Below are 18,556 nucleotides of genomic sequence, written 5' to 3'. Positions count from 1 at the left end.
AAGTAAAGGGCCGATTACAAAGAAAAGCAGCATCATCTAAAAAATAGATGAAAATTGCCGCTGCCAGGTGAATGCATTGGGCATAATGGCTGAGAATGATACGAAAATCTTACTGGTGCTAACCTTATTTAGGTAGCGGTAGCAGAATGAGTAAAAACTCGTTCTGCTGACTTAGCTCAGTGCCGAGTAGGACTTACGATGGAGGTTATCGGTAAGGCAGCAGTGCTTTTGCTACCTAGGCGGCCCGGTAGCTTGCTGCTGCGGGGCGGGTGCCCACGGCGGGGTAAGAGCTTTTTATAAGGGGCGCGTGGCCGCTAGGTGCAACCATTGGCGCCGCCGGAGGCTCTGCCACTTATACCAACCCAAAACCAGCCCGGCTACTATGAAACTCTCGAAAGCTTTACTCAGCGCCATCCTGGTCGGCGTGGCCGCCCAAGCCACCACCAGCTGCGGCAAAAAAGACGCGCCCGCCCCCAAAGAAGGCGTAACGCAAACCACCCCGCCGAAAGAGCTCGCCAACTGCCCGGCCTGCGGCATGGGCTAAGCCATGCAAATGCCCGCCGCACCCGCCCCCCCGGCCGTACTGGCCGCCCTCGCCTGCAACCTAGACGCCGACATCCTAGGGGCGGCCCTCCCGCTGCTGGAAGCCGGGCAGGTAGAGGCACTAGAGTGGTCGTTTGATACCTTATACTGGGCCACCGAAGTGCCCGAGTGGTTCACCGAGCTGCTGCACAGCTATGGCAGCCAGCAGCGGCTGCTGGGGCACGGCGTATACTTCTCGCTGCTATCGGGCCGCTGGACGAGCGAGCAGCAGCAGTGGCTGCGCCAGCTGCGCGAGCTGGCGCAGCGGTATTCCTTTGCGCACATCACCGAGCACTTTGGCGCGTTTACGGGCCAGAACTTTCACGCGGGCGCGCCGCTCTCGGTGCCGTATTCGGCGGTGGCGCTGCGCATCGGGCACGACCGGCTGGCCCGCCTGGCGGAAGCGGGCCGGTGCCCGGTGGGGCTGGAAAACCTGGCCTTCGCTTACTCGCTCGACGAGGTGAAGCGCCAGGGCGAGTTTCTAAGCCAGCTGCTGGCGCCGGTCAACGGCTTCCTGATACTGGACCTGCACAACCTGTACTGCCAGCTCCACAACTTTGCCATTGACTACGAAGACCTGCTGAAGCTCTACGACCTGGACCGGGTGCGCGAAATCCACCTCTCGGGCGGCAGCTGGGAAGACTCGCAGCTGCTGCCGACCCGCAAAATCCGGCGCGACACCCACGACGAGGCCGTGCCCGCCGAAGTGTTTGCGCTGCTGGCGCGCACCCTGCCGCGCTGCCCCAACCTAAAGTATGTGGTGCTGGAGCAGCTCGGCAACAGCCTCAAGACGGAGCCCAGCCGCGCGCAGTTTCGCCGCGACTTTGCCCAGATGGCCGCGCTGGTGCAGCAGCCCGGCGGCCCACCTAGGCGGGCGGCCGAGCAGTTTTTGCCGCCGCCGCTGTTGCCGCTGGGGCCGGCCGCGCAAGATGAGCTGCTGCACGAGCAGCAGCGGCAGCTCTCGCACATTCTGGAAACGGCGGTTTCGCTCCCGGAGGCGCAGCAGCGGCTCGGTGCCTCGGCGCTGGCCCACTCGGCCTGGCAGGTAGAGCAGTGGGAGCCCTACATGCTGGAAACGGCCATCAGTATTGCCCAAAAATGGCGATAGTAGTCGGATAGTCAGTGACTAAGGCTGGTATCGCTCGTTGGCAGTGGTACGCTACGGGCGCTTTCGATGGCTGATTTGGGTCGCTAAATGACGAGCTTTAGGAAGTTCATCGTCTCAAAACGGTGCTGTTGAGTAATTGATGGCTTTTAATTAACGTATTGTTAATCAAAAACTCATAGGAAAGTCATGGGCTGAGTTGTTGAAAATGTTGCACTTATCCAGGAAATAAGTTTTGTAAAGTGGGCAAAGATAGGTAAATCGGCATGTCGCAAAATTGCGTGGTTTGTCCTTTTGACAGGTTGGAAAAGGCCCGTGCTTTGAGGATAAGAAAGAGCTGCTACCGGCTGCCAGATGCGGCCACCGGGCAGTAGTTACTCCTTGAACCTCACTCTTTTCCTTTTCCAAACCAATTTCTAGTATGTCTAAGTTTTCCCTCTTGCTGGCGCTTGGCACCAGTGCAGCCCTGGCCCTAACGGGCTGCCAGAAAACCGCCGAAGAAGTTGCGCAGCCCACCGCTATTTCGAGCGATGTGAAGGCGCAGGTTAAAGCCCTAGGCTTCGGTACCCAAGACATACAGGCCGTGGAAGGCGGCTACCGGGTAGAAGGCGACATTTTGCTCACGCCCGAGCTGCTGGCCAGCCAAACCGGCCCCTCAACGCTGCGCGTGGGTGCCGAGGAGCAGTACCGCACCACCAACCTGGTGACCGGCCTGCCGCGCGTGCTCACCGTTAGCATCTCCAGCCAGTTTTCGGCCGCCTACGTCACGGCCATCGACGAGGCCATCCGCCGCTATAACGCGGCTGGCCTGCGGTTGACCTTCCGCCGCATCACGTCGGGCACCGCCGACCTGCCCGTGAAGTATTCTTCTAACCTGGGCTCGGGCGTGCTGGGCCAGTCGGGCGGCTTCCCCAGCGGCGGCAACCCGGCGCCCGGCTTCACGCTGGTTCCCAACGTAATTAACAGCTCGAATACCAACTACATCGCCACCATCATGGCCCACGAGATGGGCCACTGCATCGGCTTCCGCCACACCGACTACTACAACCGCGCGTATAGCTGCGGCGGCAGCACGTCCAACGAAGGCGCCAGCACCGTGGGCGCCGTCCTGATTCCAGGCACGCCATCGGCCGCCGACCCCAACTCCTGGATGCTGGCTTGCGTGGGCAACGGCGTAAACCGCCCATTCAACACCAACGACGTAACGGCCCTCAACTACCTCTACTAGGTCTGCTAGCACGGCTTAGAAGCTAAAAACCCCCGGTCTGCATCTAGGCCGGGGGTTTTTTGTGTGCTTGGGGCTAATGCGCTAGAGGTTCTTTTGCGCCGGGTTTCGCAGCGCTTGGCTTAGGATAACCTTCTGATAAACTGTGGGAACACCCGCTTGTCGGTTCTGTGACGTACGTAGCGTTGTGGTAGGGGCATGCTCCCGCCCGTTGTTGGGCGGCCTCGCGGAGGCGGGGGCCAGCGCCAACTCGCTCCTGTTTCCCACGCTGCCCTAGGGCCAGCGCTACTCGGCCAGCACGATGCGGCGGGTGAGAATAGCGCCGCTGCCAGCTTCTGGGGTGGCGCGCAGCAGGTACACGCCGGGGCGCAAGCCACTGGTGGGGAAGAGATTAAGCGCGCCATTGGCCTCGGTTTCGCGGAGCAAGCGCCCTAGGGTATCGTAAAGGCGCAGGCGCAGCGGCACGCCGGGCTCGCCGGCCACTTGCAGGTCCTGGCCGCTGGTGGCGGGCACCGGAAACACCAATAGCTCGTTGCGGCGCACCACTTGCACGGCCTCCGTGGCGCTGTAGAAGGTGCGGCCGGCCGCGTCCTGGCCCAGCACGCGGTATTGGTTGAGGCCCGGTGCGGCCCCTAGGTCGGTAAAAACGAGGCGCGCCTGCGTGACGGGGCTGATAGTCTGAATCGTAACAAACCCGCCTGGCCCCAGGCGCTGGAGCTGCACGGCCCGCAGGCCGGAGAGGCTACCCAGGGCCAGCACCAGCCGCGCCGTATCGGCCACCGGCTGCTGCGGCAAAAACGACTGAATGTAGCAGCCCACGCCCGCCTCGGCTAGGTTGATGGTGGGGCCGCGTTCGGCCTCGCGGCCGCGTAGCACCGGCGCTACCGCAAAATAGGGCCCCGCCTGCTGGCTAGCTGCCAGCAGCAACAGCGTATCGGCCGTGAGTCGGAAGGGCTCTGGGGCCGTGGCGCCGAGGCGATACACCTGGTACTGGGTGGCGCCGGGCGCGGCGGGCCAGCTCAGTAGGGTTTCGTCGGGGCACACGTAGCCCACGCGCACGGCCAGCGGCCGGGCCAGCGCGAAAGTGTCGGAGGTGTAAGCCTGGCTGCCCACCACGTAGCGCAGCTGGGCCAGGGTGGTGGTATCGGGCGCGTTCCAGGCGTAGGTGCGCTGGCTTAGGTCTACTTGCGCGGCCACCGTGCGCCAAGCCGCCCGGCCCACCGGGCGATATTCGAGGCGCCCTAGGGTGGCCGGCCCGGCCCAAGCCCAGCGCAGCAGCGTGGTTTGGGCGGGCCGCACGTTGCGCACCGTGCTGGGCGTGAGCCACTCCAGGCCCGGCGGCGCCACTTCATAAGCCAAGCTGAAAGCCTGGGGGGCGCTCGGCACGCGGTAGCCGCGCACCCGCAGCTGGTAGGTGCCGGCGGCGGGCAGCGCCAGCGTCACTTGCTCCACGGAGTTGAGGTGGTCGGCGCGGCGGCGGGCGGGTTGGGTTAGCGAGTCGGGGTGGGGGCTGAGCGTCCACGGCAGCCACGGCCCGGCGCCGCCCGGCCCTAGCACGGCTAGGTCGAGGTCGTTGACCAGCGCCTGGGCGGCGTTGGCGGCAGCTTCGGGGTCAGTCCAGGCCAAGGTTACCTTCAGCCGAGGCGCGCCGGGCGGCACCGTGAGCTGAAAAATCTGCTCGCCGCCCGGCCCTACGCTGCCTTGCTGGTAGTGGCCCTCGCGCACGGTGCGCACCGCGCCTAGGGCATCGAGCTGGCCGAAACCGGACACGAAATCAACCTCGGGCCGGCCCACATCGGTGGCGCTGTTGAGCAGGGCGGCTCGCACCAGGGCCGACGGTGGCAGGCTGCCCGCGCCGCCCTGGTCACGGTAGGCCTGCTGCACCAGCAGCGCCGCACCCGACACCAGCGCCGCCGCATCCGACGAGCCAGCGTCGCCAAAAGCCACCAGTTCGGGCTTCACGCGGCCGTCGTAGGCGGGCCCGCGCGAGCTGAGCGGCGCCACTTGCCCCAGGGCATCGGCGGCGCCCACGCTCAGCGAGTTCTTGCTCATTTTAAACTGGCCGGTGAGGTTGGCCACGCCCGCCAGGCCTTTGTAAGGCCCATCGGGGCTAGTGCCCGTGCCCGAGTTACCGGCCGAAAACACGTGTAGCAGCGTGGGCAGCTGCCGCGCCTGCTGGTCGTAGCCCAGGGCTTCGAGGCCGTAGTAATTCTCGATGCCCGTGCCGTAGGAGTGGTTTTGCACGCTCACGCCCAGCCTCGTCAGCTCAATATTGGCATCGGGCAGCAGGTTGTCGTAGGAGGATGAGGCTATCCGCGCCTGCGGTGCGGCCCCGCGGCCCGCGGGCCCCGAGTTGCCGCCGCCCGCAATGAGCGTGGCCATAATACTCGCGTGGGCCGACTGAATAACGGTGCCAGCCGGTGTGTTCAGGAGCCGGCCCCGAAAGTCGAGGTCAGTCGGGTCGAGCGTATTTTCCTTAATGGAAACAGTCAGGCCCTGGCCCCCTAGGGTGGGGTAGCGCTGCTGCGCGGCCACGAGGCTGTTCACGGTCAGGTCGGCGCCATTGAGCAAGCGCTCGTCGTGGGCACGGCGGTCGGGCACGTCTATAAACTCGACCAGCGGCGAGGCAGCCAGGGCGACTATCTGCGGCGCCGATAGGTGCTCTAGGGTAAGTATTCGGCTGGCCGCGGTAGCTGGCCGCACGCGCAGGGCGGGCGTTTGCTGCGCGGCCCAGCTGCGGAAAGCGGCCGCATCGCGCACTTGCACGCGCACGGCCGCCGCAGATGCCGGGCGCCGAGCGGCGGCGGCTACGCCGGGCGCCAGCTTGGCTGCCGCTACCTGGGCCGGGGCCCGTAGCGGCAGCGCGGCCAGTAGCCAGCAACCTATCAGCTTGCTAGTGCGCGACAAAAAAAGAGGAGAAACAGATAGAGGTAAAGGCAAAGCGTGCGCTAAATATGCAGCCGACGATTCAGCCGTCGCCCAGGTTAACAAAGTACGCAGCGCCGGCCGAAATAGGCTTGTTGTAGCGCCACACTACGAGCCAGTAGGCTGGCTGAGATTGAAAGAAAAATGAATAAGACATGGGCAAGTGAGCATAGACCGTAGCCCGACACATATTTGTAAGTACTTACATAAGTGGTTTATATTTGCCGAATGGATTTCTTTGATGAAGTAGGACCCGCGGCCCTAGGTAGCCGCTTGCGGCGCCTCACCGACACCATGACCAGCCAGGCGGCCGAGGTGTACGACCTCTACCATCTGCCGTTTGAGCCCCGCTGGTTTCCGGTTTTCTGCACCGTGGCGCTGGAGCCCGGCCGCCACATCGGCGACATTGCCGAGCGTATTGGTCAAACGCACGCCGCTGTTAGCCAGGTGGTGAAGGACCTAGCTAAGCACGACCTGGTAGTAGTACAGCGCGGCGAAGCCGACCTGCGGCGCAGCGTGTTAACCCTCAGTGAGAAGGGGGCTGCCCTGTGGCCGGCCTTGCAGCAGCAAACCGCCGATGTGCGGCAGGCCACCGAAGCCCTGCTGGCCGAAACCCGCCATAATCTCTGGCTGGCCATCGGCGAGATGGAATATGCGCTGTCGCGCCAGAGCCTAGGGAGCCGGGTGAAGGCCTTGCGCGACGAGCGCGTGACCGACGAGGTGCATTTACTCGACTACGCGCCGGCCTATCAGTCAGATTTTAAGCGCCTTAACGTGGAGTGGATAGAGCGCTACTTCCGGGTAGAAGCCGCCGACCTAAAGGCCCTCGACCATCCCGACGAGTACATTTTGCAGCGCGGCGGCCATATTCTATTGGCTCAGTACCGGGGCCAGGTGGTGGGCGCCTGCGCGCTCCTAAAGATGGACGAGGCTTCGTACGAACTGGCCAAAATGGCTGTGTCGCCCACGGCGCAGGGCCTGGGTATTGGCTTTCAGCTGGGGCAGGCGGCCATTGCCCAGGCCCGGGCGCTGGGGGCGCGCCGCCTCTACCTCGAAAGCAATACCAAGCTCAAGCCCGCCCTTAGCCTGTACCACAAGCTGGGTTTTCGCAAAACGGTGGCCGGCCAGCCCTCGCCCTACGAGCGCTGTAATATTCAAATGGAGCTGCTGCTAACGGAGTGAAATAGATTGACCTAGGTGGTCTGGCGCTCGGCGCTTGTTGCCAAATGCAAATAACCAAAAAAGGGCCCGCAACAATGGTTGCGGGCCCTTTTTTGGTGGTGAGTAGGGAGTGCCTTAATATCCGGCGTTCTGCACTAGGTTCGGGTTAACGTTGAGCTCGCGGAAAGGAATGGGGAGCACCAGCCGGGGCGAATTCCAGGGAATGACAGCGCCGCTGAGCGGGTCCGCCGTCGATTCTTGGTTGCGCTTGAGGTCGCCAAGGCGGAAGCCTTCGAAGGCCAACTCGATGCGGCGCTCCTTCAGAATCTGGGCTAGCGTGACGCTGGTGAGCGCCGGGAGCCCGGCCCGCGTGCGGATGGCGTTGACATCGGCCAGTGGAGTGGCGCCCGTGGTAGTGCCTGCCCGGAAATTGGCCTCGGCGCGGGTCAGCAGCATTTCGCTCACGCGCATGAGCTTGATGTTGCCGTACTGCGCATCGTACTTGCGGGTGTACACCGCCGGCGCGGTAGCGGTGGGCGTAGTGAGGAGCGCCGCGCGCGAGTCGCCGGTTTCGAGTAGCCCCGTGAACTGCGGCAGCACGTTAACGTCGGCCCGACGGTTGCGGGCGTAAAATGTATTCAGCTGGTTGGTACCGCTTTGCGCCGTGATTTGGATAGTAAAAATATCCTCGATGGTGTTCGCGCTGGTTGCTATCGGAATGGTGGCGGTAGCTACGTTGCCCGTGCTGTAGCCGAAGTTTGTCCCGTAAAACGCATTCAGGCCAGAAGCCGGCAAACCGAGTGCCCGGTTGGCGGCCGCAGCGGCGGCCGTAAAATTTCCTTGCTGCAAGTACACGCGGGCCAGTAGCCCGGCGCAAGCGTAGCGCGTAGCCGAAAAGGCGGTAAGAGGGCCGCCGGTGGTCAATCGGGCTTCGGCCGTGGTGAGGTCGGTGATAACCTGGGCGTAGACTTCGGCCACGGTATTGCGGGGCACCGGTTGGGCGTCGGCCACCGTCAGGGTAGGCGTCAGTACCAGGGGCACCCCTAGGTTGCTGGCGGGCGTGCCATCGTTCCAGGCCCGGCCGTGGGCGCGCACTAGGTCAAAATACACCAGCGAGCGAATGAACTTGGCCTCGCCCTCGGCGCTGGCCTGCTGGGCCGGCGTGTCGAGCTTGCCCAGGTTGGCCAGCACGTTGTTGGTGCGGTTGATAACGTCGTAGGCGCTCAGCCAGGTGGCGCTCACCTGGGTGTTGGTGATGAGCAGGGTTTTGCGCTGGGCCTCCTGGGGCTGGGTGAAGGTGCCCACAAAGCTCTCGTCGCCATTGTCGGCCAATATATCGGTCAGGAACTGAACGTAGCCGCCGTAGAGGTTGGTGCTTTGCAGGCCCGCGTAGCAGCCCACGAGGCCCGCGAGCACGTCGCTGGAATTGGCAAAGGCCGTGGCTGCATCGATGGAGCTGACGGGCTGGACGTTGAGCTTGTTATTGCAGCTCTCCAGGCTACCTAGGAGCAGGACTGCCGTGAGCAGCCCGAGTACTATTTTCTTCATAAAATAAAAGGCTAGACGTGAGGGGCGGTGGCCGGCGGCGCTTAAAAGCCTAGGTTGATACCTAGGGTATAAGTGCGGGCCTGCGGCGCGGTGTAGAAGCTGATGCCCTGGCTGATGTTGTTGGCCGAAGCATTAGCAGTGCCAGTCACAAAGTCCGTGCTTACCTCGGGGTCCCAGCCAGTGTACTTAGTGAAGGTCAGCAGGTTATAGCCCTGAACAAAGATGCGGGCCGACTGTAGGTGGCCGCGCTTGGCCAGGCTACTGGGTAGGTTGTAGCCCAACACTACCGAGCGCAGGCGGCCGTAGTCACCGTTCTGCACAAAGCGCGATGAGGCGCCCGTGCCGTTGCCCCCGTTATAGATGGCTTTGGGCACGTTGGTGATGTCGCCGGGCCGCTGCCAGCGGTTGAGCTGGTCGCGGGTCTGGTTGTCGAAGCCGTTGTTGAAGCCCACGGAGAAGAAGGGCGCGCCGCCGTCGTAAATCTGGTTGCCAAACACGCCTACGAGGGTGGCGTTCAGGTCAAAGCCTTTGTACGAAAAGGTGTTGGTGATACCGCCCGTCCAGGTGGGGTTGGGGTTGCCAATGGGCACATTGGTCGCCTGGTTGATGTTGGTCGTGGTGCCGCGGTCGAGGGTGCCGTCAGTGTTAGTGCGGTTCAGGTAGTAGAGTGCGTTGCCGTTGGCAGGGTCCACGCCCGCATACTCGGGACCGATAAACGTGCCCAGCGGCTGGCCGGCCTGCGCCCGGTTGAGGTAGCTACCCAGAATGTCGGGGCCTGCCAGGTCTAGTATCTTGTTGCGGTTCACCGAGGCGTTCACGCTGGTCGTCCAGGTAAAATCGCCCACGAAATTGCGCGTGGTCAGCGTCAGCTCAATACCCTGGTTGCGCAGGCTGCCCACGTTGTTATTGTACGTGGAGAAGCCCGAGAGGCCCGGCACCGGCTGCGACAGCAGCAGGCCGGTGGTGTTTTTGCGGTAGATGTCCACTTCGCCGCTGACGCGGTTATCAAACAAGCCGTATTCCAGGCCCGCATCGTACTGCACCGTCGATTCCCAGCTGAGCTGCTCGTTGCCGAGCTGCGAAGGGCGCTGGCCCGGCGTGCCCACGTAGCCGGTGCCCGCAAAGAGGCTGCGCGAGGCAAAGTTGCCGAAGTTCTGGTTGCCCGTTTTGCCCACGCTGGCGCGTATTTTTAGCAGGCTCAGGGTCTTGTTGCCTTTCAAGAAGTCTTCCTCCGAAAGGAGCCATCCCACCGAGCCGGCCGGAAAAATACCGTAGCGCCGCCCAGCGCCGAAGCGCGACGAGCCATCGAGGCGGGCACTGGCGCCCACTAGGTACTTGCCGGCAAAAGCATAGGACCCACGAGCAAAATACGAGACGAGCGCATTGCTGGTCGTGAACGACGAGCCGGCCGTGATTTGGGCCGACGCGTCGAGTGTGCGGTACGAATCGGACGGGAACTGCGTGCCCGTGACGCTATTGCCGCTGATGCGGGCGTTTTCGTAGCTCGTGCCTAGGGTTAGCTCCAGCGAGTGGTTGTCGGCGAAGACATTCTTATAAGACAAGTAGTTGTTGACGACTACCTTGGCGTTGGTCTGGTTGGTGTTCTGGCCAAAGCCGTTGGTGTTGCCCGTGTTGCGCGACGTGACGCGGCTCAGGTACTGCTCCTCGTTTTGGTTGAGCACGTCGGTGCCCAGCTCAGAGCGAAACAGCAGGCCCTTCCCTAGGTTCAACTGTGCGTACACGTTACCCAGTAGGCGGTACACCGTCGCCACGTAGGAGCCGCCCTGAATGCTGAGTAGCGGGTTGTAGTAAAACGGAAAGCCCGTATTGGGCAGGCCCGTGGCGGGGTCGAGGGCGCCACTCACCTGGTTCGAGCGCGGGTCGATGAGCGGGGTAATGGGCGACAGCGCCACAATCTGCATGGGCGTGCTGAAGGCGTTGTCGTTCGGCACCCGGTCGTTGACCGAGCGCGTGGCCGTCAGGTTGATGCCAAACGAGAGCCGCTCGGTAGCCTGGTGGTCGAGGTTGAAGCGCGCCGCCATGCGCTCGTACTGGTTGCTGACAATGATGCCCTTCTGGTTGCTGTACTGCCCCGAAAGGTAGAAGCGCGTTTTATCGTTGCCGCCGCTGGCATTCAGGTCATACTGCTGAAAGCCCGCCTTTTGCAGTACTTGGTCCTGCCAGTTGGTGTCGTAGGTCAGTGGGTCTACGCCGCCCGCGTAGCCCCTAAGGCGCGTAGCGATAGCCGCGTCGGAGTTAATGAGCGGGTTCGGATTGTTTTTCAGCGCTTCCGTGATGAGCGTCACGTACTCCTGGCTGTTCAAAAACTCGCGCTTGTGCGTCGGCTCGCTCCAGCCGGCCTGTACGCCCACATTGAAGCGCGTAGCCCCGGCCTTGCCGCGCTTGGTAGTAATGAGCACCACGCCATTGGTAGCCCGCGAGCCGTAGATGGCCGACGCGGAAGCATCTTTTAGAATGGTAATACTCTCAATATCGGTCGGGTTGATGTCGGCGATGGGATTGGTGGCGGCCGTGGTCGAGGAGAGGTTATCGGCTACTACTGGCACCCCATCCACTACGTACAGCGGCTGCGTGCCCCCGCTGATGCTCGACACCCCGCGCACCCGCACCCGGATGCCCTGCCCCAGCTTGCCGCTGCCCGTTTCGATAAACACGCCCGCCGCCTTGCCCTGAATCGACTGCTCAAACGACTGTACCGGCTGGTTGCCCACGTCCTTGTTCGTGAGCTGGGTCACCGAGCCCGTAAGGTCGGCCTTGGTCTGGGTGCCGTAGCCTACTACTACAGCCTCGTTGAGGTCAGTTGTAGTAGTGGCCAGCGTCACGCTCAGCGAGCTGCGGCCGCCGATCGCCACGGTCTGCGTGGTGTAGCCTACTGCGCTGATAACCAGCGTAGAGTTGGGCTGCACTGCCAGCCGAAACACGCCGTCGGCATCGCTGCTGACCCCGTTGGTAGTGCCGCGCTCTACTACCGTTACGCCCGGTACCGGGCCGCCGTCGGTGCCCATGATGCGGCCGCTCAGCGCCTGGCTCTGGGCCAGCGCTGGCAGGGCAGCCACGACTAATAAAGGGGTAATAAACTTTCTCATAGAGTAGATGGGGGAAAGGTGTTAAGAGAATGCGTAGCTATCGTTAAACAAAAAGCACAGGCTGCAAATAAAAGGGGTAATAAGGCTATTATTAGTATAAATGTGATTTTTGACCTAAATAGTGAGGGTAGGAGCCAGCTTACTTTTTATATTTTCGGGTTTTAAGTGCTAAAAATATAAGTGCCAACCGAGAAGCATGCATTTACATGCACGCCGTTTATTCCTCGTCAAAACCTGCTGAGTGGTGCGCACGCTGGCAGCAGCCCAAGCCCTACCTTTGCGCGCACGCATGAAGCCTACCATTCAGTACCTCACTACGGCCGCCCAGGTGGCCGACGTAGCCTCCCACCTAGCTACGCTGCCGCGCATCGGCATCGACCTCGAGTTTGATGACAACCGCTATCGCTACGGCCGCCACCTGGCCCTGATTCAGGTGTTCGATGGCGAAACGGTGTACCTCATCGACCCGCTGCCCCTGGAGCCCGAGATGGCCGCCGGCCTCGAACCACTGTTTGCCGTGTGCCGCGACCCCGCCGTGGCCAAGGTATTTCACTCCTGCAAGTCGGATATCCTGCTTCTCGACGAGCTGTTTGGCGTGCATTGCCGCAACATCGTGGACACCAGCGTGCAGTTCACGCTGCTGGCGTTGGAGGATAATAATATTTCCCTAGGTCGGCTCATTCAGAGCGAGTTGGGCCTGGAGGTGGACAAGGGCGAGCAGAAGTCGAACTGGCTCAAGCGCCCGCTTACCGAAGCCCAAAAAGAGTACGCCGCCAACGACGTGCTCTACCTCTTCGAGCTCACCGACCGCCTCGCCGTGCGCCTGCAGGAGCAGGGCCGCGCCCAGTGGGCCCAGGAAGAAAACCACGCCCTGGAAGCCGTGCGCTACGGCCGCGACGAACTGCGCCCCCACCTGCGCCTGGCCGGCAAGTACCGCATTGCACCCGGCGAGCTGCCGCTGTTTCGGGAGCTCTTTGCCCTGCGCGACCGCGTGGCGCGCCAGCTCGACCGCCCCAGCTACATGGTGCTCAGCAACGACCGCCTGGCCGAGCTCACGCGCCTGCCCATTGCCTCGCACGGCGCGCTCCGCGGGGCCGGCGGCCTGCACCCCGACCTCAAGCGCGCGCCCTACGCCGATGAGCTGGTGGCCCTGGCCAGCGCCGACCTGGCTCCCGACGGGCCGCTGCCCGCCGACCAGCGCCGGCCGCAGCCCTTCCGCCGCCGCTTCAACGGCCCCGTGGCCGCCCGCGCAGAAGCTCGCGAAACCCTGCTCCAAACGCTCAAAAACCATCTGGCCGCCGACTACAGCCCCGTGCTGGCCAACACCGTGCTCAGCAACCGCCTCATCGGCGACGTGGTGGAGCAGGGTAGCTTGGCCGCCCTGCGCCCCTGGCAGCGCCAGCTGCTGGGCGAAACCGCCAGCCAGCACGGCCTGCCAATGGCTGACCTCGACGAGCCGCTGGGCTAGTAATATCTTGGACTCTGCGAGTCCGAGCGCGAGCGCAGCTCGCATCCACGTCAGTACAGCCTATGTTAGCGTACCTAGGCGCAAGATGCGAGTTGCGCTCGCGCTCGCGCTCGGACTCGCAGAGTCCAAGCTACTTTTTCGCCCAACTTAGGCCCAATGAAGCTGCTCTACCTGCTGCTGTGGCTACTAGCCAGCCCGGCCCTGGCGCAGGAGGCGCAGGTGCTGCGCGGCCTAGTGCTGGATGCTGAAACGCACCAGCCGCTGCCTTTTGCGCAGGTCGGCATCGCGGGTAATAAGCTGGGCACCAGCACCAACCAGGAAGGCCGCTTCGCGCTGCGGGTGCCGGCCGCCTACACCACCACCGAGCTGGAGGTGGCGCTGCTGGGCTACCGGCGCTACACCCGGCCCCTGCCGCCGTTGCCCGCGCCTGAGCTGCGCATCGAGCTGGCGCGCAGTCCGGCTGCCCTAGGTACGGTGGCTGTGTCGTCGTCGGTCACGGGTATCATTCGGGAGGCCGTGGTGCGCATTCCGCGCAACTACCCCGCGCGGGCCACGCGCCTCACGGGCTTCTTCCGCGAGTCGGACGATGATGGGGCGGGGCGCGACTATTACTACTTGAGTGAGGGCGTGTTGCTGGTCGATAAAGCCTCGTATCAGTACCCGAACGACGATGGGCAGGTGCAGATTTTGGAAGCCCGCAAGGTGGACCTACGTGACACGCTGCACGCTACGCCAAGCTTACTTAATATAGAGTGGTCAGCGGGCCCGTTTGTTCCGCATCGGTTTGATTTTGTGCACAATCGGGCTGAGTTTATCCGGCCCTCGCAGTTCAAAAACTACCAGTATCGCCTCACGCCCCAAACCACGTTTGAGGGTCGGCCGGTGTACGTGATTGCCTTCGGCCCGCGGCCGGGCACCGACCGCGCCAACTTTGCCGGCGAGCTGTACATTGATGAGCAGAGCTACGCCTTCCTGGGGGCCGCGTGGCACCGCACGCCCAGCGGCATCCGGCGCGAGCACGTGCTGAGCTTTGAGGCCACCGAGCGCGCCTACCGCGTGGCCTACCAGCGCTACGCCGGGCGCTGGCACCTCAAAAGCATCTGGTACAATACCCTAGGGGCGCCCGTGGCCGGGCACCCGCGTCGGCACCTGGCCGAGTTTCTGACCACGGCCATCGACACGGCGCGGGCCGCGCCCATCCCATACCCCGCGCGGGCGCAGTACAACGATATTTTTCTGCGAGCGCCCACGCCCTACGATTCGGCTTTCTGGAAAAACTACACCACCCTGCTGCCCGCCGGCCAGCTGCGCCTCGATTTGCTCGACCAAGAGCGTCAGCAGCGCGCCGAGCAATTGCTTGCCACGCCCGCGCCACCCGCGCAAAGCGCGGTTGAAGCGACGACCTCGCCCGCGTCCGCCCGGCGCTGGTGGCAGGGCCGGCTGCGCTACAGCTACGGCCTGGGGCTGCTGCCCGTGGCGGCGGCCGGCGCTACCCTAGGCGCTGAGGTGGCGCCGCCGGGCTCTACGTTTCGGGCGGTGGCGGCTACGGCGGTGGGGCGGCGGCGCGTGGCCGCCAGCTATCAGCTGGGCGTGCAGGTCGACTTGCCGCGTCACTTGGCCATTTACGGCCTCACGCGGTCGGGGCTGGGCCAGTTGGCGGGTTATGGCTGGGAAGCGGGCCTGGGCTGGGAGCACAACCTAAATCCCCGCGGCCGTCCCGTGCTGGGCCGCCTGGGGCTGGCCTACCTGCGCCAAAGCCTGGGCCGCGCCCTAGGTACCTTCGACAATCCCGATGAAAGCCTGCGCCTGGCCGGCACCAGCCTGGCCACCGACCGCTTGGCCCTCAACCTACAACGCGTGACGGAAGGCCTGCAACCCAAAATCGGCCTGGGCGTGGAGCTCAGCCGCCAGTGGCAGGCCGTGGCCGACCTAGGCTACCTGTGGCCGCTGCGCACCCGCACGCAGCTGCTGGCTACGGAGCAAGGTGGTTTTTTTCATTCCGATAACGAAAGCGCCCTCAATCTGCCCGCCAGCGAAGTGCAGCTGACCGTGGGCGGCCAGCCCGCCACCGCGGCGCCCTGGCAGCTGGGCCGGTGGTGGCTGAGCGTGGGCCTGCTGTATCGCCTCGGGAAGTAGCGCCGGGCCAAACCCACCTAAGGCGTTAATTTTGACTGCGCCCAGTGCTCTACGCTGGGTTGCATATTCCTCATGACCGAACCTTTGCTGCCATCTGCCGCGCCTGAGCCGCCCCGCGAGCCGGTATCGGGCTGGGCGTTTTGGCGGCAGGTGGCGTTTTGGGTGATGATGGCGCTGCTGGCGCTGGCCGGCACTGCGGTCTACCGCCTCCTGTACCAGCCCAATATAACGGCCGCCGTGGACGGGCCCGCCTACCTCTACATCCGGCCGGGGGCCGACCTGGATGAGGTGTTCGACTCGCTGCGCCAGCCGGGGCTGCTGGCGCGCCCGGTCGAGTTTGGGGTGCTGGCCCACCTGCGAGACCTTGGTGCCAAGGACAATCCGACGCACCCCGGCCGCTACACGCTGCCCGCGGGCCTGGGCAACCTCGACCTGCTGCGCCTGCTCGAAAGCGGCCGCCAGGATACGGTCGCGTTCACGCTCAAGCCCTTTCACTACCTGCCGCAGCTGCCGCGCCAGGCCGGCCGCCAGCTCTACCTCGACACTACGCAGCTGCATAAGTTACTGGCTGATAATGCCTACTTAGTCGGTCGCTACGGCCTCGACACGGCCACCGTGCGCACGCTCTTTATTCCGGGCAAGCTGCGCTTGTTTTGGCCTACGCCCGCGGCGGCGTTCCTTGATTCGGTAGCCGCCCGCCACCGCCGCTTCTGGACGGTGGCTCGCCGGCGGCAGGCTAATTTCTTGAAAATGAGTCCCGTGCAAGTGGCTGTGCTGGCCAGCATCGTGCAGCGCGAAACGGCCCAGCCCACCGACAAACCCCTGATTGCGGGGGTGTACCTCAACCGCCTGCGCCAGGGCCAGCCCTTGCAAGCCGACCCCACGCTGCTGTGGCCCCTACACGGCCTGGGCACCCGCAAGCGCGTGCTCAACGTGGATAAGAAAGTCGATTCGCCCTACAACACCTACCGCCACAAGGGCTTGCCGCCCGGCCCCATCACCACGCCCTTCCCGCAGGCGCTCGACGCCGTATTGCGCCCCGCCCAGCACAAGTACGTGTTTTTCTGCGCCCGCCCCGATGGCAGCGGCTACTCCGACTTCGCCGAAACCTTCGCGCAGCACAAGCTTAACGCCCGCCGCTACCAGCACCGGCTGGATAGTTTGAAAGTGCTTAAATAAGCAAGTGATGGAATGAGAATCGCCCTAATAATATTGTCCTTGCGAGGAGGAACGACGAAGCAATCGCATCAGGACGAGCCGCGTAGGTGCGATTGCTTCGTCGTTTTCCCTCGCAAGGACAACAAGGCTGTTCATTGCTAATTGCTCATTGCTAATTGAAATAATGCGTCTTGTTATTCAACGCGTGCGCGAAGCCTCCGTTACCGTCGAGGGCACCATCACCGGCCAAATCGGGCCCGGCTTGCTGGTGCTGGCCGGCTGCGCGCCCACCGACGACGAAGCAGTGCTCAACTGGATGGTGCGCAAGCTGCTCAATCTACGCATCTTCAATGACGAAAACGGCCAGATGAACCGTAGCGTGCGCGACGTGGGCGGCCAAGTGCTGGTAGTGAGCCAGTTTACGCTGCTGGCCGATGCCCGCAAGGGCAACCGACCCAGCTACGTGGGCGCCGCGCCGCCCGCCGTGGCCGAGCCGCTCTACCAACGCTTCGTGTCGCTGGTGGCGCAGGAGCTGGGCCAGCCCGTGCCCACCGGCATTTTTGGGGCCGATATGCAAGTGCGCCTGCTCAACGAAGGCCCCGTCACGATTATCCTAGATTCCCCAACCGCTTCCTCATGACCCTCGACCAAGCCCAAGCCACCGTAGATGAGTGGATTACGACCACCGGCGTGCGCTATTTTAGCGAGCTCACCAACATGGCCATCCTCACTGAGGAAGTGGGGGAGGTAGCCCGCCTCATTGCCCGGCAGTACGGCGAGCAGTCGTTTAAGGAGTCGGACAAGGGCCGCGAGCTGGGCGACGAACTGGCCGACGTGCTCTTCGTCGTCATTTGCCTGGCCAATCAAACCGGCGTGAACCTCACCGAAGCCGTGGCCCGTAACCTCGCCAAGAAAACCCAGCGCGACGCCACCCGCCACCGCGACAACCCCAAGCTAACGGGCGGCCCCACCGCCTCCGACCAATGAACCCTGCCCTTCGCAAGCTATTCGCGCTGGCCGAGCAGCCCAGCCGCCGCATCGTCGGCCTGATGTCGGGCACCTCGCTCGATGGCCTCGACGTGGCGCTGTGCCGCTGCACGGGCCACGGCGCCACCCTCGATGTGGTGCTTGAGCACTTTGCCACCGTGCCCTACGAGGCCGAGTTTCAGCAGCGGCTGCGGGCCATCAGTCAGCCCACCGTGCAGCTGCAAGAGGTGGTGCTGCTGCACGCCGAAGTAGCCCGCCGCAATGCTGCCACGGTGCTGGCCTGTCTGGCGCAGTGGGGCGTAGCGCCCGCCGAGGTGGACGTGCTGGCCAGCCACGGCCAAACCATCTGGCACGCGCCGCGCCACCAGCACCGGCGGGCTGAGTTTGGGCACCACGCCACCCTGCAAATCGGCGATGGTGACCACCTGGCCCACCTCACGGGCATCGTTACGCTCTCCGATTTCCGGCAGAAGCACGTGGCCGACGGGGGCGAAGGCGCCCCGCTGGCCCCGTTTGCCGACGAGTTGCTGTTTCGCCAGCCGGGTATTAATCGGCTGCTGCTCAACCTAGGCGGCATTGCCAATTTCACCTTCTTGCCCGCCGATGGTGGCCCCGCCCAGGCCACCGATACCGGCCCCGCTAACACGCTGCTCGACCACGTGGTGCGCCAGCACTACCCCGATAAAAGCTACGACGCGGGCGGCTACTTAGCGGCCCAGGGCCACGTGCACGCGGGCCTGCTGGCGGCGCTGCTCAGCCACCCGTTTTTTGCCCAAGGCTTCCCAAAAACTACCGGCCCCGAGCTGTTTTCACCCACGTACCTAAAGTCCAGCCAGGCCAAAACATCCACTACCAGCCTACCCGCACCCGACCTACTGGCCACGCTCGTGGAGCTCACGGCCGCCGCCGTGGCCCAGGCCGCGCAACACTACCTGGGGCCGCAGCCCGCGGCCGAAATCCTCATTAGCGGCGGCGGGGCGCACAATGCCACGCTGCTCGCGGCGCTGGCCCGGCACCTGCCCACCGCCCGCCTGCTCAGCACTGCCAAAGCCAGCGTGCCCCCCGATGCCAAGGAAGCCATTCTCTTCGCCGTGCTGGCCAACGAAACGCTGGCCGGTAATCCGGCGCTCAGCCTGGGTAAGATTTCCTTGCCC

13 protein-coding genes are annotated in these 18,556 nt (G+C 63.8%); 10 read left to right on the top strand and 3 right to left on the bottom strand.

Annotated features, from left to right (window positions below; genetic code table 11):
* The first annotated feature begins 382 nt into the window (after positions 1-382).
* The 3 genes from ACFSDX_RS13610 to ACFSDX_RS13600 all read left to right on the top strand — a co-directional run bounded on the left by ACFSDX_RS13610 (position 383) and on the right by ACFSDX_RS13600 (position 2,915).
* Positions 383-544, top strand: coding sequence for a chryseobasin-related MNIO class RiPP peptide (locus tag ACFSDX_RS13610; protein ID WP_382314401.1), 162 nt, complete (start codon positions 383-385; stop codon positions 542-544).
* Between the two features lie 9 nt (positions 545-553).
* Positions 554-1,690, top strand: coding sequence for a multinuclear nonheme iron-dependent oxidase (locus ACFSDX_RS13605; RefSeq protein WP_382314399.1), 1,137 nt, complete (start codon positions 554-556; stop codon positions 1,688-1,690).
* A 418-nt stretch (positions 1,691-2,108) separates the two neighbouring features.
* A complete protein-coding gene (locus tag ACFSDX_RS13600) occupies positions 2,109-2,915 on the top strand; it encodes a M57 family metalloprotease (protein WP_382314397.1) in 807 nt (268 codons plus the stop codon).
* A 282-nt stretch (positions 2,916-3,197) separates the two neighbouring features.
* Here ACFSDX_RS13600 and ACFSDX_RS13595 read toward each other — a convergent pair whose 3' ends face one another.
* Positions 3,198-5,819, bottom strand: a complete 2,622-nt coding sequence (locus ACFSDX_RS13595; protein ID WP_382314395.1) for a S8 family serine peptidase — start codon at positions 5,817-5,819, stop codon at positions 3,198-3,200.
* A 246-nt stretch (positions 5,820-6,065) separates the two neighbouring features.
* Here ACFSDX_RS13595 and ACFSDX_RS13590 point away from each other — a divergent pair, with 246 nt between their 5' ends.
* Positions 6,066-7,019: a bifunctional helix-turn-helix transcriptional regulator/GNAT family N-acetyltransferase gene (locus tag ACFSDX_RS13590; RefSeq protein ID WP_382314393.1), complete on the top strand. Its 954-nt coding sequence runs from the start codon at positions 6,066-6,068 to the stop codon at positions 7,017-7,019.
* 114 nt (positions 7,020-7,133) lie between these two features.
* Here ACFSDX_RS13590 and ACFSDX_RS13585 read toward each other — a convergent pair whose 3' ends face one another.
* Positions 7,134-8,546 carry a RagB/SusD family nutrient uptake outer membrane protein gene (locus ACFSDX_RS13585; protein WP_382314392.1) on the bottom strand — a complete coding sequence of 471 codons (1,413 nt, stop codon included), beginning with the start codon at positions 8,544-8,546 and terminating at the stop codon, positions 7,134-7,136.
* Positions 8,547-8,587: 41 nt separating this feature from the next.
* Positions 8,588-11,653: a SusC/RagA family TonB-linked outer membrane protein gene (locus ACFSDX_RS13580; RefSeq protein ID WP_382314390.1), complete on the bottom strand. Its 3,066-nt coding sequence runs from the start codon at positions 11,651-11,653 to the stop codon at positions 8,588-8,590.
* 289 nt (positions 11,654-11,942) lie between these two features.
* On the opposite strand from ACFSDX_RS13580, the gene ACFSDX_RS13575 reads away from it, so the two are divergent.
* The 6 genes from ACFSDX_RS13575 to ACFSDX_RS13550 all read left to right on the top strand — a co-directional run.
* Complete coding sequence (locus ACFSDX_RS13575; protein WP_382314388.1) at positions 11,943-13,121, top strand: ribonuclease D; 1,179 nt, start codon at positions 11,943-11,945, stop codon at positions 13,119-13,121.
* 156 nt (positions 13,122-13,277) lie between these two features.
* The gene (locus tag ACFSDX_RS13570; protein WP_382314386.1) at positions 13,278-15,257 is read left to right on the top strand and encodes a carboxypeptidase-like regulatory domain-containing protein; all 1,980 of its coding nucleotides are present in this window, start codon (positions 13,278-13,280) and stop codon (positions 15,255-15,257) included.
* A gap of 72 nt (positions 15,258-15,329) precedes the next feature.
* Positions 15,330-16,436: an endolytic transglycosylase MltG gene (gene mltG / locus ACFSDX_RS13565; RefSeq protein ID WP_382314384.1), complete on the top strand. Its 1,107-nt coding sequence runs from the start codon at positions 15,330-15,332 to the stop codon at positions 16,434-16,436.
* A gap of 163 nt (positions 16,437-16,599) precedes the next feature.
* Positions 16,600-17,055, top strand: coding sequence for a D-aminoacyl-tRNA deacylase (gene dtd / locus ACFSDX_RS13560; RefSeq protein ID WP_382314382.1), 456 nt, complete (start codon positions 16,600-16,602; stop codon positions 17,053-17,055).
* Positions 17,052-17,402: a nucleotide pyrophosphohydrolase gene (locus ACFSDX_RS13555; RefSeq protein ID WP_382314380.1), complete on the top strand. Its 351-nt coding sequence runs from the start codon at positions 17,052-17,054 to the stop codon at positions 17,400-17,402. Before dtd ends, ACFSDX_RS13555 begins: the two co-directional genes overlap by 4 nt.
* Positions 17,399-18,556: anhydro-N-acetylmuramic acid kinase (locus ACFSDX_RS13550; RefSeq protein WP_382314378.1), on the top strand; the 1,158-nt coding region annotated here is incomplete at its 3' end. The genes ACFSDX_RS13555 and ACFSDX_RS13550, both read left to right, overlap by 4 nt.

The organism is Hymenobacter bucti (genome assembly GCF_042681145.1).
Classification (GTDB): Bacteria; Bacteroidota; Bacteroidia; order Cytophagales; family Hymenobacteraceae; genus Hymenobacter; species Hymenobacter bucti.
The sequence above is the reverse complement of the archived record's forward strand: the minus strand, read 5'-3'. Positions and strand labels throughout refer to the sequence as shown.